General features: G+C 38.9%; 20 protein-coding genes and 1 tRNA gene. 12 read left to right on the plus strand and 9 right to left on the minus strand.

The genetic code is table 11. From position 1 onward, the window contains the following. The 5 genes from ACVWYG_RS15260 to ACVWYG_RS15280 all read right to left on the minus strand — a co-directional run. On the minus strand, positions 1-740 hold a 740-nt coding region (locus ACVWYG_RS15260), incomplete at its 3' end, for a collagen-like triple helix repeat-containing protein (RefSeq protein ID WP_457271220.1). 1,308 nt (positions 741-2,048) lie between these two features. Next, the gene (locus ACVWYG_RS15265) at positions 2,049-2,567 is read right to left on the minus strand and encodes a DUF2911 domain-containing protein (RefSeq protein WP_457271222.1); all 519 of its coding nucleotides are present in this window, start codon (positions 2,565-2,567) and stop codon (positions 2,049-2,051) included. 25 nt (positions 2,568-2,592) lie between these two features. Then, entirely contained in the window at positions 2,593-4,281 is a 1,689-nt protein-coding gene (locus ACVWYG_RS15270; RefSeq protein WP_457271223.1) for a sodium:solute symporter, read from the minus strand. A 100-nt stretch (positions 4,282-4,381) separates the two neighbouring features. Continuing rightward, positions 4,382-6,850 carry a PIG-L family deacetylase gene (locus tag ACVWYG_RS15275; RefSeq protein ID WP_457271225.1) on the minus strand — a complete coding sequence of 823 codons (2,469 nt, stop codon included), beginning with the start codon at positions 6,848-6,850 and terminating at the stop codon, positions 4,382-4,384. Positions 6,851-6,908: 58 nt separating this feature from the next. After that, positions 6,909-7,289 carry an OsmC family protein gene (locus ACVWYG_RS15280; RefSeq protein ID WP_457271227.1) on the minus strand — a complete coding sequence of 127 codons (381 nt, stop codon included), beginning with the start codon at positions 7,287-7,289 and terminating at the stop codon, positions 6,909-6,911. A 100-nt stretch (positions 7,290-7,389) separates the two neighbouring features. On the opposite strand from ACVWYG_RS15280, the gene ACVWYG_RS15285 reads away from it, so the two are divergent. Further along, complete coding sequence (locus ACVWYG_RS15285) at positions 7,390-7,797, plus strand: YtxH domain-containing protein (protein WP_457271229.1); 408 nt, start codon at positions 7,390-7,392, stop codon at positions 7,795-7,797. 247 nt (positions 7,798-8,044) lie between these two features. Here the strand turns inward: ACVWYG_RS15285 and obgE are convergent, their stop codons facing one another. The 4 genes from obgE to ACVWYG_RS15305 all read right to left on the minus strand — a co-directional run bounded on the left by obgE (position 8,045) and on the right by ACVWYG_RS15305 (position 10,431). Further along, on the minus strand, positions 8,045-9,040 hold the full coding sequence (gene obgE / locus ACVWYG_RS15290) for a GTPase ObgE (RefSeq protein ID WP_457271231.1): 996 nt from the start codon (positions 9,038-9,040) through the stop codon (positions 8,045-8,047). Between the two features lie 42 nt (positions 9,041-9,082). After that, on the minus strand, positions 9,083-9,652 hold the full coding sequence (locus ACVWYG_RS15295; protein WP_457271233.1) for an adenylate kinase: 570 nt from the start codon (positions 9,650-9,652) through the stop codon (positions 9,083-9,085). Between the two features lie 70 nt (positions 9,653-9,722). Continuing rightward, positions 9,723-9,799, minus strand: a tRNA-Arg gene (locus ACVWYG_RS15300). A gap of 167 nt (positions 9,800-9,966) precedes the next feature. Beyond that, positions 9,967-10,431 (minus strand): redoxin domain-containing protein, encoded by a 465-nt coding sequence (locus ACVWYG_RS15305; RefSeq protein ID WP_457271235.1) that lies wholly within the window; start codon positions 10,429-10,431, stop codon positions 9,967-9,969. Between the two features lie 514 nt (positions 10,432-10,945). Here ACVWYG_RS15305 and atpD point away from each other — a divergent pair. The 11 genes from atpD (at position 10,946) to ACVWYG_RS15360 (ending at position 23,868) form a co-directional block, all read left to right on the plus strand. After that, complete coding sequence (gene atpD, locus ACVWYG_RS15310) at positions 10,946-12,448, plus strand: F0F1 ATP synthase subunit beta (protein WP_457271237.1); 1,503 nt, start codon at positions 10,946-10,948, stop codon at positions 12,446-12,448. A 95-nt stretch (positions 12,449-12,543) separates the two neighbouring features. Continuing rightward, on the plus strand, positions 12,544-12,789 hold the full coding sequence (gene atpC, locus ACVWYG_RS15315; RefSeq protein WP_457271239.1) for an ATP synthase F1 subunit epsilon: 246 nt from the start codon (positions 12,544-12,546) through the stop codon (positions 12,787-12,789). 1,042 nt (positions 12,790-13,831) lie between these two features. Next, complete coding sequence (gene ilvE, locus ACVWYG_RS15320; protein ID WP_457271241.1) at positions 13,832-14,722, plus strand: branched-chain-amino-acid transaminase; 891 nt, start codon at positions 13,832-13,834, stop codon at positions 14,720-14,722. Between the two features lie 85 nt (positions 14,723-14,807). Continuing rightward, the gene (gene ilvD / locus ACVWYG_RS15325; protein ID WP_457271243.1) at positions 14,808-16,490 is read left to right on the plus strand and encodes a dihydroxy-acid dehydratase; all 1,683 of its coding nucleotides are present in this window, start codon (positions 14,808-14,810) and stop codon (positions 16,488-16,490) included. A gap of 55 nt (positions 16,491-16,545) precedes the next feature. Further along, positions 16,546-17,088 (plus strand): ORF6N domain-containing protein, encoded by a 543-nt coding sequence (locus tag ACVWYG_RS15330; protein WP_457271245.1) that lies wholly within the window; start codon positions 16,546-16,548, stop codon positions 17,086-17,088. A gap of 32 nt (positions 17,089-17,120) precedes the next feature. Beyond that, positions 17,121-18,866: a biosynthetic-type acetolactate synthase large subunit gene (gene ilvB / locus ACVWYG_RS15335; RefSeq protein WP_457271248.1), complete on the plus strand. Its 1,746-nt coding sequence runs from the start codon at positions 17,121-17,123 to the stop codon at positions 18,864-18,866. A gap of 164 nt (positions 18,867-19,030) precedes the next feature. After that, on the plus strand, positions 19,031-19,663 hold the full coding sequence (gene ilvN, locus ACVWYG_RS15340) for an acetolactate synthase small subunit (protein WP_457271249.1): 633 nt from the start codon (positions 19,031-19,033) through the stop codon (positions 19,661-19,663). A 111-nt stretch (positions 19,664-19,774) separates the two neighbouring features. Further along, the gene (locus tag ACVWYG_RS15345; RefSeq protein WP_457271250.1) at positions 19,775-20,239 is read left to right on the plus strand and encodes a DinB family protein; all 465 of its coding nucleotides are present in this window, start codon (positions 19,775-19,777) and stop codon (positions 20,237-20,239) included. A gap of 203 nt (positions 20,240-20,442) precedes the next feature. Further along, entirely contained in the window at positions 20,443-21,924 is a 1,482-nt protein-coding gene (ilvC, locus tag ACVWYG_RS15350; RefSeq protein WP_457271252.1) for a ketol-acid reductoisomerase, read from the plus strand. 135 nt (positions 21,925-22,059) lie between these two features. Continuing rightward, positions 22,060-23,460: a 3-isopropylmalate dehydratase large subunit gene (gene leuC / locus ACVWYG_RS15355; protein WP_457271345.1), complete on the plus strand. Its 1,401-nt coding sequence runs from the start codon at positions 22,060-22,062 to the stop codon at positions 23,458-23,460. Positions 23,461-23,574: 114 nt separating this feature from the next. Next, positions 23,575-23,868 (plus strand): antibiotic biosynthesis monooxygenase family protein, encoded by a 294-nt coding sequence (locus tag ACVWYG_RS15360; RefSeq protein WP_457271254.1) that lies wholly within the window; start codon positions 23,575-23,577, stop codon positions 23,866-23,868. Positions 23,869-23,944: the final 76 nt, after the last annotated feature.

The raw sequence follows: 23,944 nt of genomic DNA on the forward strand, positions 1-23,944 counted from the left end.
GGAAGCCCTGAACCAGGTTTCCCAGGTGTGCCGGTTGTACCAGGTAAGCCTTGAACACCTACCACGCCTGCATCACCCTTATCACCCTTTGGACCGTTGATTCGGGTATATGTCTGGGTAGTTGAGTTATAAACATAGGTCCCGCTGTCGTTGGTTACAATGGTAACTCCCGGACCGGGGGCGCCAGGTAATCCTGAGCCAGGTTTGCCAGGTGTACCAGTTGTACCAGGTAATCCCTCAACTCCAACCATTCCCGCATCGCCTTTATCTCCTTTAGCATTTATTAAAGTATAAGTGTTTGTTGTCGGATTAAAAATAAAAGTACCTGTATCGTTGATCACGATATTAGTTCCGAGACCAGGACCGCCCGGCGTACCGGGTAATCCCGGCATTCCTGTTTGCCCAGGTTGATTTACAACAATTATTGTTGCATTGCCGCCCTTAGCAGAAATCCATTTTGTACCATCATTATAGTAAACCCCCGCAACTACATCATTTACTGTTGCAGTATTATATACCATCATACCAGCAACGTGAGCTGTGAGTGGCGATGGATTGTTAGTCTGAACCAATGCCACGCGCGCCTGTAGTAAACCCTTATTGGCTGTTTCTAATTCCAATATAGCATCTTTATTGGGGAGCGCATCACCGGCGACTGTTCCATCTTTTACCTTCTGCTGAGCGATGGCAGCAGAGAAACTAAATAAAATACAGATTCCAAGGAGTAGAGATTTTTTCATATTTTACTATAATTTAATTTTCTTTCTTTTTTATTAAAACTTTAAAATTTACTCAGGAAGCAAAATAACTGTTGGTAAAATTTATACTGTTGTAATGTCACAGTGTGAACAGACGTGGAAGCGGTTCCTTTATTGACTTACTATTTCTACAATTATCAAGCAAAATACCCCCATGCTGTCCGATAAACAACGCAATGTACAATTAAATAAATTCCTTAAAAACAATAAATAAAAAATTATTTCGTTAATAATTTTTAACTAACTCACAATCAATTAAATAAAAAATAAATAACCCTGTATTTTATACGTACTTAATAGATAAAAATACTCCCATTTGAAGTTTTACTACACCTTTGCTCATTTTGAATGATTTTGAATTTAGCATTTTGGTCAAAAGGCAACCTCTAAATCTCCCAAAATATTATTTACTTGCATTTGCATGAGGTCTGCCTTAAATGGCCTTTCCGATTTAAAGGGTTAACGAGACTTTCGTAGTCGCTGAAAACTATTTTATGACTTCTAAATTATATGAACGGGAACCTATCATCCAGCTGACAACGAATGCCTTAATGGAACTCCTATAATTCTAAAGTATTGCTGGCATCAGTGCTAGTTTGCTAATTACAGCCAAAGGAGCTGTAATTGTTAAAATTGATTGCGAACAGGTCGATCGAGTTTTTTTCACCACACAACCGGGTCTAAATCCCCAAAAGAACAATCAATTTAATTACTATTTTATTTTTTCATGAACATCCATATTTTGTTCCTTTCCGATAACGGTGGATTAGACGATGTGATAAATACTCTCTTGCCGCCAACACTAATAATTTTATTGAGTTTTGAAATTCTACTACTGTACGCTCCCATTTAAAAGCAATTCCTTGTTATGCTAAGCGTTTTTTTGGCCTTCGGATAACTTCTACTGTTTGTAAATTAATTAAAATTTTAGCGCCCGAGAAAGTGCTGTCCATTTCTTCGAAAAAGTTCCACCTAAATCTTTCGACAACCTAGGCCAATATTTGCAACCTGTATGTATTCTTGGATAAATGTTAGACTCAATGCCAATGACACCTAATGGATAAGTTGTTAAGGATGACAATCAGGTTGCGAGATGCAGCTGAATATATGTCGGCTAAATACGTTGATCTATATTTATTTGAAGTGGATATGCATTGAGTGCTATCGCTTATAAAAAGAAAAATAAACGTCTCAATTTTTTTTATGTTAAAAAGAAAAATAAACCAGCCGTAAATTCAAAAAAAAACCATCTTCTTTTCAAGAAGATGGTCTTGTAGAAAAAAAATAAATTTATTTAATCATGACAGGAACAGAAATTTTATCCCAATTCATGGAAAAACCTTTTTTGTTAACGTTATATACTAAACGTTCTTGTGTTGCTTTCATTGCTTTTGTCTTTACATCAACGCGTATTGCATCTTCGCCTTCTTTATATTTAAAAGCCCCCCATTGTTTGGCTTCCTTATTAAAAATAGCTGTCCAAGTACCGCTTTCTTTCGGCACCAAAAAGAAACTGTAGGTTCCTGCAGGAAGCTTCTTTCCTTCGACCATAATGTCTTTACTTGTTTGAAAAGTAGTCGCTTCGTTTGCACCTGCACGCCAAACTTTATCGTAAGATTCTAACCCGCCCCATATTTTGCGACCTTTAACCGCAGGGCTACTATAGTTAATTGTTATTTCTGACCCGTTTACCATGCCTTTTGCTGTCGCAGCCGGGCTAGGTTTAGGTGCAGCGTCTTGTGCAGACGCTGTAAAAGCGATAGCTGTTACGGTGAACAACAACGCTATTGATTTAAATGCCTTTTTCATAGTGAAATTTATGCTAGTTATCTTGCTAAGATAGTATTTTAGGTTTGTAAAACAATAATCCTACGGCAGAAAACCCGCCAACTGCAGCCGCCCCAACCACGTTAAGCCATAAGAAAGAAATGATGTCGAAATTATATATTCCTATCACCGTGACTTCTGCTAAAATTGCGGAGAAAAACACCACTTGACCAGGTATACTTTTGTAGTAAAATGCAACTAAGAAAATCCCTAATATTGGACCATAAAACAAGGATCCTAGAATATTAACGGCCTCTATTAATGAGCCCATTTGTGTTGCAAACATGGCAACTCCGATAGAAAATATTCCCCAACCCAATGTGTGCAGTCTACTCAATCGCAATTCTTTTTTCTCATTTGGAGCTTCCTTAAAAAAAATCAAATGCACGTCTTTTACCGAGCAGGCGGCCAAAGAATTTAGCGCTGCCGAAATAGAGCCCCAGCTTGCCAAAAATATCACGGCAAATAACATCCCAACCATACCTACGGGCAAAGTGTTCTTTACAAAATATAAAAAAATGTAGTTTGTATCTGTTCGCTCTGCGTTGTAATTAGCCTTATTGATCGCTTCTTCAACCCTCCCATGCAAATTTGCTATGTCCTTTTCCGTTTTTTTAAAAGCCGTAACAGCATTAGGCAAGGCCGATGAATTTGTTTTTCGCTCAGCCAAAATACTTTTTGATTGCAGGTTAAATTGATTTTGCAACTTTTTATGCTCTTGCTCTAAGTGAGCAGCTTGTTCTGGCTTCGTTTCTTTTAAGTATTGATAGGATCTCTCATTAAAATAGATTGGCGCAGGTTTTAGCGTATAAAAAGCGAAAAGAAGTGCACCAATTAGCAAAATAAAAAACTGCATTGGTATTTTCACTAAACCATTAAGCAACAATCCCTTACGACCTGTTGAGGTATCTTTTGCGGTAATATAGCGTCCCACCTGACTTTGATCAGTACCAAAATAAGAAAGCGCTAAGAAAAAACCACCAATCACACCGCTCCATATGTTGTACTTATCTTTCCAGTCGAAATTTGTGGTGATTACATTTAGCTTTCCAGATTTCCCGGCTAGGTAGAGAGAATCGCTAAAAGTCGCACCATTGGGCATATTTTTAATTAGAAGATATCCGGCGAAAGCCATCACGCCAAGAATAATTAAAAACTGGAGTTTTTGCGTATGTGCAACCGCTTTTGCTCCGCCTATATAAGTGTATATCAAAAGTATTCCGCCCGTAAGCACATTGGTAATATAAATGTTCCAATCTAGCATTGTCGATAAGATGATGCTGGGTGCATAAATACTTATCCCAGTAGATAAACCCCGAGAAAACAAAAATAGTAGCGACGTGAGGACGCGGGTTTTCCGATCGAACCGACTTTCTAAAAACTCATAGGCCGTATACACTTTTAACCGCCGGAAAATGGGGATAAAAGTGATAGAGATGACAATCATTGCCAATGGCAACCCAAAATAATACTGCACAAAGCGCATCCCGTCTGTATAGGCTTGACCGGGTGCCGATAGAAAAGTAATGGCACTTGCTTGAGTGGCCATAATGCCCAAAAGCACCACATACCAAGGTAAATTGCTATCGGCTTTTAAATAAGATTCATTGCTTTTTTGCCCCCGACCAGCATAAACGCCATAGAGTACGATGCCCGCCAGAGTGAAAATAAGCACCACCCAATCTATTCCACTCATGCCCAGTGTTTAGTAAACAAGTAGTATAAAACGATTTGGATAATTAATGCCACAAAGAGAAAAAAATACCAGATGTTCCACTTAATTTCCTTTTTCGACATTATTTCCCTGCCGACAAAAAGTTAAAGAATAATCTGGCAGCACCGATGTTACCAGCTGGCAACTCTCTAAAAAACACTAACGGGGAATAGATAAATGTTCCCTTTCCAAACTTAGCGACTAAAGTACTGCCTTTTTGCTCACCCTCTCCAGTGTCGTGCATTTCGAAGAGTGTTGTGTAACGGCTATCCCAATTCTCGGGAAAGTAAGTTCCCCGTTCTTGCACCCAATCGTCAAAATCTTTAGCTGTTATTTTATTTGGGTAGTTTAACAAACGATTACCTGGATCTAAAAACGTGACTGTTGCATGCTCTTCTGTAACCCGCCCACGACCGATAGTTAATGGATACACGGCAAAATTTTGAGTGGCCATATCTTGAGTTGTGTTGTATTGCATAACCAGCGTACCTCCATTTTTTACGTAATTTTGTAGCGCAGATTGCCAATTACCATAATGCTTTTCGGTATTTACCACCCGGATGCCCGTCACTACCGCATCGTAACTAGCCAATTTTATAGGGTTTAAAATATCGCTTTCGCTCAATAAATCAACCTTTAATCCTGCCTGCCTTAAAAATTCAGGAACTAAGTCGCCCGCTCCTTTTATATAGCCTATGTTTTTGGCCGTTACTTTTAAATCACCCTTCAGTAACCAACTTTCTGCTTTCGTAAAGTATTGTAGTGTTGGCAAATGCGGATATTGAATAATTTCTTGTGTCCTATCATAATCTATCCCCCCAGCTTTAAAAACGACATGCAATTTGCTCTGATCTGCTTTTATCCTACCCAATGCAGCTGTATTAATGGTAAATGTTTCGTTAAAGATGGCAGCCGCCTCAAGCTTTATGTCTTTAAAAGTTGCTACTAACACATCTCCATCCAAAATTTCCACTTCCCCATCTGGCACATTCTCTTTTGATTTAAACTGAACATGAATTGTTAAATCTTCATTCTTTTTTGCAAAGTATACCTGCTCCATAATCTTAACATCAACTATAGGCACAATCCTTAACCCTTCTACAACGTCTCCACGAACTGGATCTAATTTTTTATAGGAAAGAGGCAACTTCACATCAAAATCGTCGCCGCCGAGGGTTAATGTAACCGTTACATTTTGTTGAGCGGGTGCTTCGGGCAAGCCAATTAATGAATCTGCCGTAACACTAAAAGTTGCTTCATTTTTTGGCGATTTTGCCAACCAATATGGCTGAGTTAAAGATGCACTTTTGGCGATTTGAATATCACGTTTGTAGGAAACCAATTCATCATTGGGTAGAGTTTGGTCAAATGCCTGTTTTTGTCCCAACCAATTGATACTTTTTAATTTAACTTTATTTGAGTCTCTAACAATAAGATTTAATTGAAAAGGATAAGTCTTTCCTGCAATTGCCTCCGGTTCATCTGTAATAACTTCGCCCATAAAACCTAGGCAACTCAATATAATTTTATCAACTGCCTTTAATTTATCATGCTTCAAATCATTATTTCTTATTGAGGCTATTTTTTTTCGCAACTCGAGTAGCCTTGGTAAAATTATTTCTGGGCGACCGAAGTCAAAATCGGCAATTATTTTCTGCAATCCTTCTCCAATTGCATCTTGTCTATTTTCTTTCCAATCCATTTCTAAGCCGTCAAACAAGGTGTGATGAGCAGGCTTACCATCAACCAATGAAAAATACTCCGTCTTTTTACCTGCTATTGATCTAGTTCCTGCACCCTGGCTTTTGTGTAGGCTTCTGCTAATGCCAGCCAATTCACCGTAGCCCAAACCCAGTAGAGGGTCGTATTGTCCAACCTCAATTTTAAGTTGCTCTTCTGATGTAGTATTTACGCTTCCAAAGTTAAATGTGTTCCATAACAACCTTGTTGATTGCCAAGGTGTAACAAATTTTAGTTGCTCGGGAAATGCGCTTGCCTCGCCGGCGAGCTTAAATGCTTTGGCCGCAACAACGGCAGATGCCGCGTGTTGGCCATGCCCAGCGGCAGCTGTTGGCGGAAAACGGCAAATAATCACATCAGGTTTAAATTTTCTAATTACCCAAACCACATCGGCAGTAAGACTGTCGACATTCCACTGATTAAAAGTATCTGTGGTATTTTTAGAAAAACCAAAATCTATCGCCCGAGTAAAAAACTGCTCGGCGCCATCTAGCTTTCTTGCTTCTAATAACTCGTGCGTTCTAATTAAACCTAGTGCTGCGCCCTGTTCAGCCCCTAACAAATTTTGCCCTCCATCTCCTCGGGTTAAAGACAAATATGCCGTTTGTACGTGTTGATTATTTATTAACCAAGCCAATAATCCAGTATTTTCATCATCTGGATGTGCCGCGATGTACAACACTTTTGGCAGATGGTTTAGTGTTTTTAGCGCGTTAAAAATATCGGCAGACTTTTCTGGCCTAACTTGTTGGGCAGAAATCGACGTGCAGTAAAAAACAATTAGGGCAACAATTAAAAGGTATTTTAACATTTAATTAATTTAGGTGGATCTCAGACTCACAGTTTTAAATGGCAAGATAAAAAATGTTTTATAAAACACGGGATACGATTGTATTCCCTTTTGTTAAAATTTTTGCAATTGGGCATTTAAGTGCTACCATTTCCAATCTCTCTTTTTGCGCTTCGGTTAGTGCGCCCCAACAAGTAATTTCTTCGTAAAAAACATCTTCGCCGTTTTCGCTATCCATACGAATGTTTACTTCAATTTTCTCAACAACCCACTCTTTTCTATCAATATACATGCGTAATGTTATCGCCAAACAGCTGCCCAAAGCAGACAATAAAAGGTTTAGCGGTGTAAAACCTTCTTCTTTTCCCCCCATATCTCGAGGTTCATCTGCTTTAATTTCCTGTGCCCCGTCTGTAATAATGCAGGTATAATGATCGTTTCTAATGTTAGCGGTTATCATGTTATTTTGTTAACTAATTTGACATTAATTCTGTTACAAACAGAAGCTAGAACTTACAAAACTTTAATATTTCTTTTTTGTTAAAGATAAAACAAACGTTATGAAATACAGAAAATTGATAGGGAATTGCCTACAGAAAAAATCAGATGACAACCTTAAAGTAGCGCTTGCATTAGTAGCTGGTATAGCAGTTGGTACTATAGTTAGTGTGTTGTTTGCGCCAAATAAAGGCGAAGATACAAGAGAAAAAATTGCCGATAAAGCTAGAGATTTACAATACGGCATTAAGGATAAGTACAACTTGGTGCGTGAAAAGGTTTTTGGTGTAGAAGCAATTGAAGAAGACATAGAGAATGAAATCCCCCATTTCGTTCAGAAAACTGCCAAAAAAGCAAAGTCAGATATAAAAGATGTAGTAGAAGTTACAAAGGAAAAACTGGCTGAAGAAAAAGATCATGTGGAGCACACGGTTGAAGAGGCTAAACATGAGCACGAAAAGAATAGCTAGTTTTTAAAGAAGAATTATTGTCAAATAAAAAACCGGGAATTTTAAGTTCTCGGTTTTTTATTAGAATTTCTTAGGGAATTTCAGCACTTTATAAATCAGATTGTAAACGACCTATAGCGCTTTTAGCATTAACAAACAAAAAAAACCACCACAGCTGCCACCTTCTACGGAAGGTGTTTTATCGGTGAATTGTAAGGTGAAGCGTCAGGTCTTCTTTGGCCTATTATTCTTTGATCTAAAAATTTCGCTATGACTCTATCGCTTTCCAGATCATATCTTTCAATTCTGTCAAACCTTTCTGCGCAACTGAAGAAATAAATAGACTTGGGACATTAGGCAAATCCAATTTCATCTCTGCAGTAAGTTCCTCATCTAACATATCAGATTTGGTGACTGCCAGAAGATGTGGCTTCTGCATCAATTCGGGATTGTACTTTTCGAGCTCGTCTTTCAGTATCTCGTACTCTTCTTTGATGCTTCTTTGCGTATCCGCAGGTACCATAAAAAGCAGTACCGAATTCCGTTCTATATGTCTTAAAAAACGGTAGCCCAAACCTTTTCCTTGCGAGGCACCTTCGATAATTCCCGGAATGTCTGCCATTACAAAAGATCGATCATCACGATACCTGACGATGCCTAGGTTCGGCACAATTGTAGTAAAAGGATAGTCAGCAATCTCGGGTTTTGCGGCGCTTACCACAGAAAGAAGGGTAGATTTACCGGCATTTGGAAATCCTACCAATCCTACATCTGCCAACACTTTCAATTCTAATACATTCCAAACTTCTTCTCCGGATTCTCCAGGTTGAGAGTACCTAGGTGTTTGCTGTGTAGGCGTTTTAAAATGAGCATTTCCCTGCCCACCGCGGCCACCTTTTGTTAATATTTGTATTTCGCCATCCGCAGTAATTTCAAAAATCACCTCACCAGTTTCAGCGTTTTTTGCAATGGTTCCTAAGGGAACTTCTAAAACTTCATCTTTTCCTTGTCTGCCTGATTTGTGCGAGCTTCCACCAGCCAAACCGTCTTCGGCAATAATGTGCTTGCGATATTTTAAATGAAGCAAAGTCCAGATATTTGCACTTCCTTTTAAGATGATGTGGCCGCCGCGTCCACCGTCGCCACCATCTGGGCCGCCCATAGCAGTTAATACATCTCGGTGCAAATGTGATGATCCCTGGCCACCCTTACCAGATCGGCAACAGATTTTAACGTAATCTACAAAATTAGAACCTTGCGACATGGAAGTGAAAAAGAAATAGGATAAAAAATTTTAAAATGTTTTCTAAAAGCTATCAATAACCGCGCAAAGATCTTTGTAAACGGTCTCAATAGAGTTCATTCCGTTAACCTTTGTTAGCTTACCTTGTTCTTCATAATAAGGCAATACATGTATCGTTTTTTCGAAGTATTCGGATATTCTCTTATGCAGTTTCTGCGCATCATCATCTGGTCGGCCACTTGTTTTATGCCTTTCAGCGATGCGTTTAGTCAACTCGGTTTGATCTACATCTAGCGCAATAACGCCGTCTATCTTGCTGCCTTTACGTTTTAAAAATAGATCTAACTCCCTTGCTTGTGGCACGGTACGGGGAAAACCATCGAAAACGAAACCAATTGCATCAGGATTTTTATCGACTTCCTCCTCTAACATAGAAATGGTAATGGCATCTGGAACAAGTTCTCCATCGGCCATCAACTTGCTTACCATTAAACCGAGTTCTGTTTCGTTGTTTACATGCGCTCTAAAAATATCGCCTGTAGACACATGAATAAGTTTGTATTTATTTATCAGATTTTCAGACTGGGTACCTTTACCCGCCCCCGGAGGGCCAAAAAGAACTAAATTAAGCATCGAACTTGTTTAGATTTTTAATTAAGAAAATAAAGCCTTGCCGCCAAGGAGCGACAAGGCTTCATAAAAATGGTGCACTTGTAGGGATTCGAACCCCAAACCTCCTCATCCGTAGTGAGGTGCTCTATCCAGTTGAGCTACAAATGCATCTAATCTATTTGAAACGCTTTCCAAGCAACTTCATCTTCTAAAAGACTCGAGACGATTATTTTTAAACCAAAAAATCGAAACGCCCCCCTGCTGACTGGATTGCAAAAGTAAGCCTTGCGATTCGATTTAGCAATTTTTATTTGAAAAAAATTTGGCTAATCTTTTTAAGCTTTCAATGCATCATCAATAGCCTTGAAATTTGGAAGATTTCCAGCGTCTTCTAAGACCTCCGAATAAGCAATTTTGCCCTGCTCATCAATTACAAAAGCAGCTCTCTTTGCAACCCCCCTTAATCCGAAAACAAACTCCTCGTACAGGCAACCGTAAGCGCTAGAAACTTCTTTATTGAAATCCGATAGCAATAAAAATTGATAATGTTGATCTTCTTTAAACTTCGCAAGAGTAAATGGAGAGTCCACAGAAATACCCAACACTTGAGCGTTGATACCTTCGTAAAAGCTAAAATTATCACGAGCCGCGCAAAGTTGCTCGGTGCAAATTCCGGTAAACGCCATCGGGAAAAAATGAATAATTACTTTCTTTCCTAAAAAACTACTTAACGAAACTTTAGCAAGTTCTGAGTTATACAAGGTAAAATTTGGGGCGGTATCGCCAATCTGTAGTGACATATTTTTATTTTAATGCAAAGATACTGTTTAATACATATAATCTAAGTATTCGGAGATTGCCAAAATCCGAAATGGTAATCAAAAATTTATTCATCTAACTCGTTTTTTTCATTGTATGGCGTTAGATTTTAGCGCATTTAGCTAATATGACGTCTTAACTTGGCTGCAAATTTATGCCCGCACCAATTTGAGAAATTGCCAAATACTGTTATTAAAAATATAAACAACATCTGATATTAAACTGAGAAAAGTTGTATTTACCAGTTGAATTACATTAAGGATGTTTAGACTTGCAGCTACCGCTCGAATGTAGTTAGAAGACTAAAATGTTAGAGGCCAAGTAAAGACAAATTTATACATCAATTTTAGTTTAATTATACCTTTGGTGCCCAGGCCAAAAAAATATAACATAAGTATTTAGAATTTAGCAAGAATAACTTAACTTTGCCATCCAATTTGAGCGCTTCTAAAGGCGCTTTGATTCGATGCTTTAATAGATTTACAACAAACAGATATGCCTAACTTAGGAAAAATTGCACAAATTATTGGCCCGGTAGTAGACGTTAGCTTTGCTGATGATGCCCACTTACCTCGTATTTTCGATGCACTTGAGGTGCAGAAAGAAAATGGACAAAAAGTAGTTTTAGAGGTTCAACAGCATTTAGGCGAAGACCGCGTAAGAGCAATCGCTATGGATTCGACGGATGGTTTGGTGCGTGGAGCTAAGGTTTTAGATACTGGATCTGCTATTAAAATGCCTATTGGCGACAAAATTAAAGGCAGGTTGTTTAATGTAGTTGGTGAAGCGATCGACGGGATAAATCAAGTAGACAACACCGATGGCAAACCGATCCACGGTTTGGCGCCTAAGTTTGAAGATCTATCTACCGAAACAGAAGTTTTGTTTACTGGAATTAAGGTAATAGATCTTTTAGCACCCTATACAAAAGGTGGTAAAATTGGTTTATTCGGCGGCGCCGGTGTTGGCAAGACTGTATTGATTATGGAACTTGTAAACAACATCGCAAAAGCTTACGCCGGTTTATCTGTTTTTGCCGGTGTTGGGGAGCGTACTCGCGAGGGTAATGATTTATTACGTGAGTTTATAGAATCTGGAGTGATAAACTACGGCGACGACTTTTTAGAGTCGATGGAAAAAGGTGGATGGGATCTCAAAGCTGTGGATATTGCAAAGTTGGCAGAAAGTAAGGCAACGCTGGTTTTTGGACAGATGAACGAGCCTCCTGGTGCTCGTGCAAGAGTTGCACTTTCTGGCTTAACAGTTGCAGAATATTTTAGAGATGGAGATGGAGAAGGTGATGGAAAAGATATCCTTTTCTTTATCGATAACATTTTTCGTTTCACGCAAGCAGGAGCCGAATTGTCCGCACTATTAGGTCGTATGCCATCCGCAGTAGGTTATCAACCAACTTTAGCTACAGAAATGGGTTTAATGCAGGAGCGTATTACTTCTACAAAACGAGGATCCATTACATCTGTACAAGCTGTTTATGTACCTGCGGATGATTTAACCGATCCTGCGCCGGCTACAACTTTTGCTCACTTAGATGCTACTACTTCATTGTCGCGTAAAATTGCCGAACTTGGTATTTACCCTGCGGTAGATCCACTTGACTCTACGTCGCGAATTTTAAGTGCAGCGGTGTTGGGCGATGAACATTACAATTGTGCGCAGAATGTAAAAGAGATTTTACAACGTTACAAAGAACTTCAAGACATTATTGCCATTTTAGGTATGGATGAATTGTCTGAAGAAGATAAATTGGTTGTTTCTAGAGCACGACGCGTACAGCGTTTCCTCTCTCAGCCTTTCTTTGTGGCAGAACAATTTACTGGACTTAAAGGAGTATTGGTTGATATTAAAGAAACCATCAAAGGCTTTACAATGATTCTTGCGGGTGAGGTAGACGAATATCCTGAAGCAGCATTTAACCTTGTTGGCAGCATAGAGGAAGCAATAGAAAAGGGTAAAAAATTATTGGCAGAAGCTAATTAAGATGTGAGAAGTTAGATCTAAGATTTTAGTTGGGATGTCTGTGTCCTAAGCTTCATATCTCATATCTCATATCTCATATCTCATATCTCATAAAAATGAATCTAGAAATACTGACCCCCGACAAAAAAATTTTTCAAGGCAGCGCCACTTCAGTTACACTTCCCGGAACGCTTGGTTCTTTCCAAATTTTAACTGATCACGCTCCAATTATTTCTACGTTGCAAGATGGTGAGGTAGTTGTAAAAACCGGCAAGGCCGAGGAAGAAGTGTTTTTTATAAAAGGCGGAGTCGTCGAAGCGCTTAACAACAAGATCGTGGTGCTGGCAGAGGCGATAGGATAAAATTAATAATATTTTTTTTAAACCTTCCAGATTAAATTCCGGGAGGTTTTTTTTAAACTTGATTTTACCTAAAATGTATTTATCGCCGCATCGTATTTATATACTAAGCGGTGCCCTGACAAAAATTTATTTATGCTCAGTTTGCGCTTTTGGAAATTAATTACATCAATGTTGCTATCTTAGAGTGGCAGCTGTGGATAAATTAACAGTATTCAATAGTGGCGGTTTTAAGTCCCAAACACTTCTATACAGAAACCTAGCTGTGCACCTTTAACGCTGTGAACTTCAATTAGATATTAAATCGATAAAGGAGTATGTCTGCCTTTCCGTCTACTCTTTATATATTTTCTTAGAAATATCACTTTCTATCAAAGGCTTTTTGATTCAGAGACAACACGGTCTGTTGCGCCAACCTTCTAGATAACGCTGACAGCAGCGGATAAGAAGCTCAGTGCGGTAAAACGCGTGACGCGACAAGTTTGATAGCGCTCGCCGCAACCTGGACGTTAAACATTCCTTTAGATCGGAATTAAGGGAATTGGAAACTATATCAACCAAATTTAACTGCTTAATTCTAGTGGTAAAAATTAAATCAAATTGGGAATTGTCGTGATGATTTAGTCATTTTCGAGCAGAAAACCTTAAAATATACAATGCTTGCATTATATATACCAAATACCGTTTTGATATTCGGTACAAATCGAAGCAAATATAAATTCTAAAAGTATATTAATAACAGAACTTTACAACTATTATACCATATAAATAACAAATAATATTCTAAAAATATATTTTTTTACTTTAATTTGTGTGTTTCTAAATCAAGTCTTAAATTGGTTTTTATAAAAGTTGATGTTATGATAACCCTATTAAACAACCGAATTTCTACCTATCAAAACCGCAACTGCAATTTTATTTTTGTCGGACTGCTGCTCGGTTTAAATATAAAACATAAGAAATAGGCGCTGAACTACTGATTTTAGAAAACAAAATAAATAAGAGCGTCCCCAAGTAGGACGCTTTTTTTTAATTTAAAAACGTAATGAATTATTACAACAACAATACAGTTATTTATTTAGACGGAAGGTTCGAAAAAGCGATCGACTCCAGTACAAGTCTTTTCGGTCAATCGCTTCATTACGGCTTTGGTGCTTTTGAGGGAATACGTTCTTACAAGACACACAACGGGAGTAGAATATTCAAAGCGGCCGCACATTTCGATCGCCTGGAACTTTCTTGTAATTTGGCAAATATTCCGTTTCCTTGGGATAAAAAAGAGCTAATAGATGCCAGCTATCAGCTACTGAAAGCAAATAAATTAAAAGACGCATACATTCGACCTTTGGTTTTTTGTGATCCAAACATGAAACTAAATCAACCGACGGGCAGCTCCATATTTATCTGTTCTTGGCATTGGGATGCATATTCTGGGAGCAATTTGCTTAAAATGGGCATATCAGAATTTGAACGGCCAAACCCTAAATCGGTTCCGATGCAAGCTAAATTATCAGGCAATTATGTGAATTCTATTTTGGCAACTACTGCTGCAAATAAAAAAGGATTCGATGAAGCATTATTGCTGGATATGAATGGATTTGTGGCAGAAGCATCCGGCGCAAATATTTTTATAGAAAAAGACGGCAAACTAATTACGCCTTCGTTAGGGAATATTTTACCAGGAATTACACGCGCAACCGTTTTAGAATTATGCGGTGTTTTGGACATTGGCTGCATAGAAAAGAAAATAACTGTCAAAGAATTAAAAGAAGCAAACAGTGCCTTCCTATGTGGAACAGCGACAGAAATTGCGGGGATCGAATCTATCGACGATTATAATTTACCACAAAAGTGGACTGAAAGCGTGGGCTATACCATTCAAAAAGCATATAAGAATCTCGTTTTAGAAAAAGTGAATTACGAAGTGATTATCTAATAGTAAAAATCAAGTTTCGAAAATCGAGTATCAAGATTTGATCCTCAGAAAATAACACGATCTTAAACATTAACCTCAAATTAAAATGGGCGAAATTAATAAATACAGTAAAACCTTTACACAAGATCCTACTCAACCTGCAGCGCAGGCAATGCTTTATGGCATTGGTTTAACTGATGCAGACATGAAGAAAGCCCAAGTAGGTATCTGCAGTATGGGTTATGATGGAAATACCTGCAATATGCATCTAAATGATCTTGCAAAAGAGGTAAAAAAAGGTGTTTGGGAAAACGACATGGTCGGTTTGGTTTTTAATACCATTGGTGTGAGTGATGGGATGAGCAACGGAACAGATGGCATGCGCTACTCCTTGGTAAGTAGAGATGTTATCGCCGACAGCATAGAAACCATTTGCGGCGGACAATACTACGATGGCGTAATTGCCATACCGGGTTGCGATAAAAATATGCCGGGTGCAATTATGGCTATGGCACGTTTAGATCGACCATCCATTATGGTTTATGGCGGTACAATAGCACCTGGACATTATAAAGGTGAAGAACTGAATATTGTCTCTGCGTTTGAGGCTTTGGGGCAAAAAATAGCGGGCAATCTTTCTGAAGAAGATTATCAAGGAATTATTAGACATACTTGTCCGGGCGCAGGCGCATGTGGTGGTATGTATACCGCAAACACCATGGCGGCGGCTATCGAGGCGCTAGGTATGAGTCTACCCTACTCCTCTTCTAATCCCGCGATAAGCGACGATAAAAAGAAAGAGTGTTTAGACGCTGGAAAATACATCAAAATCTTGCTCGAGAAAGACATCAAGCCTTCTGATGTTATGACTAGGAAAGCTTTTGAAAATGCAATCCGCGCCATTATCATTTTAGGAGGAAGTACCAATGCAGTGTTGCACCTAATAGCAATGGGGAAATCTATTGGGGTAGAAGTTACGCAAGATGATTTTCAGCGCATGAGTGATGAAACTCCTGTTTTAGCTGATTTTAAGCCGAGCGGAAAATACTTAATGCAAGATTTGCATCAATATGGCGGTATTCCGGCCGTATTAAAATATTTATTAGATGAAGGTTTGTTGCATGGCGATTGTCTAACGGTAACTGGAAAAACAATGGCCGAGAACCTGGTTGAAATAAAGTCAGTTATTGATTATGATCAGCAAATTATCCACAAGTTAGACAACCCGATCAAACCAACAGGACATCTGCAAATTCTTTATGGAAACTTAGCAGAAAAAGGTTCTGTTGCTAAAATAAGTGGAAAAGAAGGTGAGAAGTTTGAAGGTCCGGCGAGAGTGTTTGATGGTGAACATGACCTAATTGCTGGTATTTCTAGTGGTCGCGTTCAACCTGGCGATGTGATTGTGATTAAAAACTCCGGACCTATCGGTGCACCGGGAATGCCAGAAATGTTAAAGCCAACTTCAGCAATTATTGGTGCTGGTTTGGGCAAATCTGTAGCATTAATTACCGATGGTCGTTTCTCGGGTGGAACACATGGTTTCGTTGTCGGTCATATTACGCCAGAATCTTATAAAGGTGGTTTAATTGCACTGGTTGTAGACGAGGACAGAATTTTAATCGATGCTGTTAATAACATCATCAAATTAGAAGTGAGCGATGAAATCATCGCAGAGCGAAGGAAAAACTATGTGCAACCAGCATTGAAGGTAACAAAAGGCGTTTTATATAAATATGCTAAGACAGTTTCTGATGCAGCAAGTGGATGCGTTACGGATGAGTTTTAAATCCTACCGCTTTAAAAGAACTCGATATCTAATTTAAATTAGTTTACAATAATTTATGCAAATAATCAAAAGTATACAAAGCAGAATTCACGAAGTTCGAGGAGAACGCGTGATGCTTGATTTTGATTTGGCAAACTTATACGAAGTGGAAACAAAGGTTTCAAACCAAGCAGTTAAGAGAAATATAAAGCATTTCCCTGGTGATTTTATGTTTAGGCTAACTAAACAGGAATGGGAAAGTGTGCGGTCACAATTTGTGACCGCATATGAAGAATCTACACCATCATCACAGTTTGTGATGATGGATACTCCGCAAAATAGAACGGGAAAATATTTGCCCTACGCATTCACCGAACAAGGAATTGCAATGCTAAGCGGCGTACTTAAGAGCGATATCGCCATAAATATGAACATTGCTATTATGAAGACTTTTGTTGCTGTAAGAAGAATTTTTCTTCAACCTCATGAGGATAACGAACGATTAAAAGAAATAAAAGAGCGAATTGACGAACACGACATTCAACTCAATCAACTTTATGATGCCATGGATAATCTATGGAAGGACAGAAATAGAATTGGTTTTAAAATTAAAAATTAATAAAAATTTAGCAAAGACATAAGTTAAAAACTATGCAACAAGATATAATAACAGAAATAGAAGAAAGCCCACTTCCAGAAGTTGGGAGTTTTAAAGGCTCTGGCTCTCAAGCACTACTTAATGGTTTAATCTCAGAAGGTGTGACTACCATTTTTGGTTATCCCGGTGGAGCAATTATGCCAATTTATGATGCACTTTATGATTATGCGGATAGATTGGAGCATATCTTAGTTCGCCATGAACAAGGTGGAATCCATGCCGCACAAGGCTTTGCGCGTTCTAGTGGCAGAGTGGGCGTGGTATTTGCAACCAGCGGTCCTGGCGCAACTAATCTGGTAACAGGCTTAGCAGATGCACAAATAGACAGCACTCCGCTGGTTTGCATCACCGGACAAGTTTTTGCGCATTTGTTAGGTACAGATGCATTTCAAGAAACGGATGTGATCAATATTACCACTCCAGTTACTAAGTGGAACTACCAGGTTACAGATGCAAAGGAAATTCCCGAAGTGTTGGCCAAGGCTTTCTATATCGCGAAAAGCGGTAGACCAGGACCAGTGTTGGTAGACATTACGAAAAATGCTCAGATCCAGTTAGAAGAGTTTCCACCTTATCAAAAGTGTACACATATACGCAGTTATAGACCGAAACCGAAAGTTAGACCTCAATATATAGAAGAAGCAGCAAAGCTGATTAATGCAGCAGAAAAGCCATTTGTGTTGTGGGGACAAGGAATAGTTTTAGGTAGAGCTGAACACGAGTTCAAGACATTCTTAGAAAAAAGTGGTATACCGGCAGCTTGGACAATTCTTGGCGAGAGCGCTATACCAACCGATCATCCATTAAATGTTGGCATGTTAGGCATGCATGGCAATTACGGTCCGAATGTCCTTACAAATGAGTGTGACGTACTAATTGCCATTGGAATGCGTTTTGATGACCGAGTTACCGGCAGACTAGACAAATATGCAAAACAAGCGAAAGTCATTCATCTAGACATCGATCCTGCAGAAATAGATAAGAATGTAAAAGCAGATGTGGGCGTTTGGGGAGATTGTAAAGAAACGCTTCCACTATTAACTCAGCTTGTTGAAAAGAAAACCCATCAAGATTGGTTGGCCAAATTTAGAGACTACAACCAACAAGAAATAGATCAGGTAATTACTCCAGAGCTTTATCCAGCGGGAGATGAGCTAACTATGGGAGAAGTGTTGCGCAACATAAATGAAATTACAGGTGGCGATGCAATTATAGTTACCGATGTTGGTCAACACCAAATGGTTGCTTGTCGATATGCAAAATTTAATCAAACAAGGAGTAACATAACTTCTGGCGGATTAGGTACAATGGGATTTGGATTGCCAGCAGCGATAGGTGCAAAATATGGTGCGCCTGAAAGAACTGTTATTGCCATTATTGGCGATGGAGGTTTCCAAATGACGCCTCAAGAGTTGGGTACCATTATGCAATTTGGCGCAGAAGTGAAGATCATAATCTTAAACAATCGCTTTTTGGGTATGGTGCGACAGTGGCAACAACTTTTTAACGATCAGCGTTATTCATTTGTAAATATTACAAGTCCAGATTTTGTGGCATTATCTAAAGCCTATCATATTGATGCACAACTGGTAGACCAACGCGAGCAGTTGCGAACTGCACTCGAAACAATGATCAATCATAAAGGGGCTTACTTATTAGAGATTATGGTAGGAAGAGAAAATAACGTTTTCCCGATGGTGCCGCAGGGAATGAGCGTAAGTGAGATTAGACTGAAGTAAGGTTGAGGATTGGAAGGCGTAAGGCTGAAGGAAAGTCAAAGACCAAAAACCGAAGCTCCCCTCAATCGTAAACCCGTATAGTCATTGCAAACAATAAACAAAACCGTATCGTCATTGCGAGGAACGAAGCAATCTTTTGGAAAGAACAACGAAAATAAAGCACAATGGAAAACACCATTAAACATACCCCAGCCGCAAAAGATCTTGAAGAGAAGCAAGATTATAACATCATTGTCTATGCGGAAAACCGAATCGGTTTGCTAAATAGGATTGCAATTATTTTTTCTAAGAGAAAAATAAATATAGAGAGCTTAAATACTTCACCGTCCGAAATTGATGGCATTCACAGATTCAACATTGTAATCCAAGAAAGTTATGAGGTGGTGAGAAAGCTCGCTAGGCAGATAGAGAAGCAGATAGAAGTACTAAAAGTTTATTTCAATACAAACGATGAAATAATTTGGCAAGAACTCGCCCTTTATAAGGTATCAACAGATGAAATTGCTGAAAAAGTAACCGTTGAAAGATTACTTAGACAGTATGGCGCAAGTGCGGTGGTAATTAGAAAAGACTATACTGTATTTGCAGTAACTGGTCATAGAGAAGAAACAGATGCTTTAGTTAAAGCTTTAGAGCCTTATGAATTGATAGAGTTTGTGAGAAGTGCTCGGGTTGCAATTATAAAAGATAGCGCTAGTTTCCACGAAAAACTAAAAGAATTTGAAGCTGAAGAACCTGGAGAAGAGCTTGTAGAAAATGAGTTTTTAGAAAAAGGAAGCAAAATTTTTACCATGTAGTTCGCAAAGCAGAAAGCCTAGAGCTTAAGGTAGAAAGCGTAAACTACAGTAGAAAGGAACGATTAATGGAATTATACTAAACAACAAAACATCTAAGTATTAAATAACGAAATGAAAGAAATATTTGAATTTATAGTAAGCACCCGAAGCTCTTTTATTCGATTGATAGATAGTTTAACTGACGAACAATTAAATAAAATACCAGCGGGCTGCAGCAACAACATCATCTGGAATTTTGGGCATATTGTAGTCACTACAGAATTACTTTGCTACGTTCGTACAGGGGTTTTGAAAGATGCAAGCTCCATAAAATACAGCGAGTTTTACAAGAAAGATACACGTCCAACCTATACAGTTAGCGCAGAGGAAATCGCTGAGTTGAAAACTATGGCGTTGACGAGTATCGAGAAGATAAAAGAAGATTATGCAAATGGTGCATTTTCAGCAATGGTTCCATTCGCAACAGCTACCTATGGTGCAGTAATGAATAACCCAGAAGAATTATTAATTACCACAGTTGGCCACGATAATATGCACCTTGGTTATGCTTTAGCAATAAAAAAATTACTAATATAATCTGAGAAAAAAGGCAATTTAATTTATTGTGTGGCCCTAATAAAATTAACCCGAATGAGTTGGAGTGAATAAAAGTTGAAACCGAAAATGGGACTTGGAAATAGAATACCCATTAACGTTCGTTTCAAAAATTAAATAAGAATATTAACACACTGCGGTCCCAACAATAATGAGGATACGCAGAAAAAAATAAACAGAAAAAAATGTCGAATTACTTTAACACATTACCACTTAGAGAAAAATTAGATCAACTGGGCGTTTGCGAATTTATGAGCAACGACGAGTTTTTAGATGGCGTAAGTGCTTTAAAAGGAAAAAAACTAGTTATTGTTGGTTGCGGCGCGCAAGGTTTAAATCAAGGTTTAAACCTAAGAGATAGCGGCCTGGACGTTTCTTATGCATTAAGACAAGAGGCGATAGATGCTAAACGCGACTCGTGGAAAAATGCATCCGAGAACAATTTTACAGTTGGTACTTACGAGGAATTAATTCCAAGTGCAGATGTGGTGATTAACCTTACGCCAGATAAGCAGCACACACAAGTGGTAAAAACCATTATGCCATTGATGAAAAAAGGGTCTACACTTTCGTATTCTCATGGCTTTAACATTGTAGAGGAAGGCATGCAAATTCGCGAAGACATTACCGTAATTATGGTAGCGCCAAAGTGCCCCGGTAGCGAGGTTCGTGCAGAATATGTGCGTGGTTTCGGCGTACCAACACTTATCGCAGTGCATCCTGTAAACGATCCAGAACGAAAAGGTTTCGAACAGGCGAAAGCATATGCAGTTGGTACCGGCGGACATAAAGCTGGTGTTTTAAATTCCTCTTTTGTGGCGGAAGTTAAATCAGATTTAATGGGCGAACAGACCATTCTTTGTGGATTGCTTCAAACAGGTTCCATTCTTTCTTTTGATAAAATGATAGAAAAGGGAATAGACGCAGGTTACGCTTCTAAATTGGTGCAATATGGGGTTGAGGTAATCACAGAAGCCTTAAAACAAGGTGGTATTACGGCTATGATGGATCGTTTGAGCAATCCGGCGAAAGTAAAAGCTTTTGAAATTTCTGAAGAATTAAAAGACATTATGCGTCCGTTATTCCAAAAACACCAAGACGATATCATGAGCGGCGAGTTTAGCAAAACCATGATGGAAGATTGGGCCAATGGCGATAAAAACCTTTTAAAATGGCGGGCAGAAACTGGAGAAACAGCTTTTGAAAAAACTCCTGCAGGTGATGTAAAAATTAGCGAGCAAGAATATTTCGACAATTATACATTAATGGTTGCTTTTATTAGAGCAGGCGTAGAGTTGGCTTTTGAAACGATGGTACACGCAGGTATTAAACCAGAATCTGCTTACTACGAATCATTGCACGAGACGCCGCTAATTGCAAATACCATCGCACGTAAGAAACTGTTCGAAATGAACCGAGTGATTTCTGATACCGCAGAATATGGCTGTTATTTATTCGACCAAGCTTGTAAGCCACTTTTGGCCGATTTCATGAAAAATGTTGATACGGATTTGGTTGGGAAAAACTTTAATGAAGGTAAGGATGCAGGCGTAGACAATAGAAAACTAATTGAAGTAAATGATGCAATTCGTTCTCATCAAGTGGAAAAAGTTGGGGCAAAATTACGCAAAGCGATGACTGCAATGAAGGCGATTAAAACGGCTTAATCCCCCAACCCCAAAGGGGGCTTTTAGACGGATTAAATCAAATCGTAAAAGGATTAAAAAAGAATTTATTAAAGCATCATGTTAGAAGAATCATTACATAGCGAGTCTGCTCCCTCCCCTTCGGGGAGGGATGGGGTGGGGCGAACATTAGTAGAAAAAATTTGGGATGCACACGTTGTAAAAAGCGAAGAAGGATTTCCTGATATTTTATACATAGACACACACTTAATACATGAGGTAACTTCGCCGCAAGCCTTTGATGGGTTGCGTAAAAGGAGATTGTCTGTATTTCGGCCAAAACAAACCGTAGCAACAGCCGATCATAATGTGCCAACTTTAGATCAATTATTACCGATTAAGGAAGAACTTTCAAGATATCAGGTAGATATGTTGACTAAAAATTGCGCAGAATTTGGCGTTGAACTTTACGGGTTAGGTCATCCATTTCAAGGAATTGTCCATGTGATTGGCCCGGAGTTAGGCATTACCTTACCTGGAAAAACAATTGTTTGTGGCGACAGTCATACATCCACTCATGGAGCTTTCGGCGCCATTGCTTTTGGGATTGGTACCTCTCAAGTAGAACAGGTTTTTGCAACGCAATGTTTGCTGCAGCAAAAGTCGAAAACCATGAAAATTGAGGTAAATGGAAGATTGGGCAAAGGCGTTTCTGCAAAAGACATCATTCTGTATATTATCGCTAAAATATCTGCCGCCGGTGGCACAGGTTATTTTATAGAATATGCAGGCGACGCCATCGAAGCTTTAAGTATGGAAGCACGGATGACCATTTGTAATATGAGCATCGAGATGGGCGCCAAAGGTGGATTAATTGCTCCAGACCAAACTACTTTCGATTACATAAAAGGTAGAGAGTTTGCTCCTTCGGGCGAAGAGTGGAATAAATCACTAGCCTATTGGAAAACTTTGTATAGCGATGCCGATGCAACATTTGATAAAGTGTTGTCTTTTGATGCGGCCGATATTACGCCAATGATTACTTATGGCACCAACCCGGGTATGGGAATGGGTATAAGAGAAAACATTCCGGCAACGGCATCACAACCTGAGAAAGAAAAACTTTCGTACCAAAAAGCCCTAAATTATATGGGTTTTGAGGATGATTCGGCGCTAATTGGAAAACCAATCGACTATGTTTTTATCGGAAGTTGCACAAACTCTCGTATTGAAGATTTGAGAGAAGTTGCCGCATTTGTAGAAGGTAAGCGCAAAGCAGATAATGTTATCGCTTGGATTGTTCCCGGTTCAAAACAAGTAGAACAGCAAGCAAAAAAAGAAGGTTTAGACAAAATTTTTGAAGCAGCAGGTTTTCAATTGCGAGAGCCAGGCTGTAGTGCTTGTTTGGGGATGAATGAAGATAAAATCCCGGCAGGAAAGTATTGTGTATCTACCTCAAACCGAAATTTTGAGGGCAGACAAGGACAAAATGCTAGAACGCTTTTGGCTAGCCCACTTACTGCCGCAGCTGCTGCGGTGATGGGAAAGATTGTGGATATAAGAGAAGTTGCAGGTTAAGGGTGTTTGGAGTAAGGAATAAGGAGTAAAGAACAAAGACAAGTAGCCAAAATCTCCCTCGAGGAAATCGTTATTCCGAGGAACGAGGCAATCTTAACAAGAAGAAATAAGAAAATGGTATTAGAAGTAGCAACATTAACTATAAAAGAAGGATTATCTCCAGATTTTGAAAAGGCTTTTAGCGAAGCCCAAAAAATTATTTCCTCAGTGGAAGGATATATTTCTCATGAGTTGAAAAAATGCGTAGAACAAATTGACAAATATCTGCTGCTAGTACATTGGGAAACCTTGGAAGCACATACTGTAGGGTTTCGAAATTCTGCAGAATATCAGGAATGGAAGAAATTACTTCAACACTTTTACGAGCCTGCTCCCATCGTCGAACATTATATAGACGTAACCTTATAGCCCTAAGAGAGACTGTAACGGGGAGAAATAATGAAAAATAGTATTCACAAAAGAAAGTTAAACGCCCCTTCAGGGG

The organism is Pedobacter sp. UYEF25, from assembly GCF_054061655.1.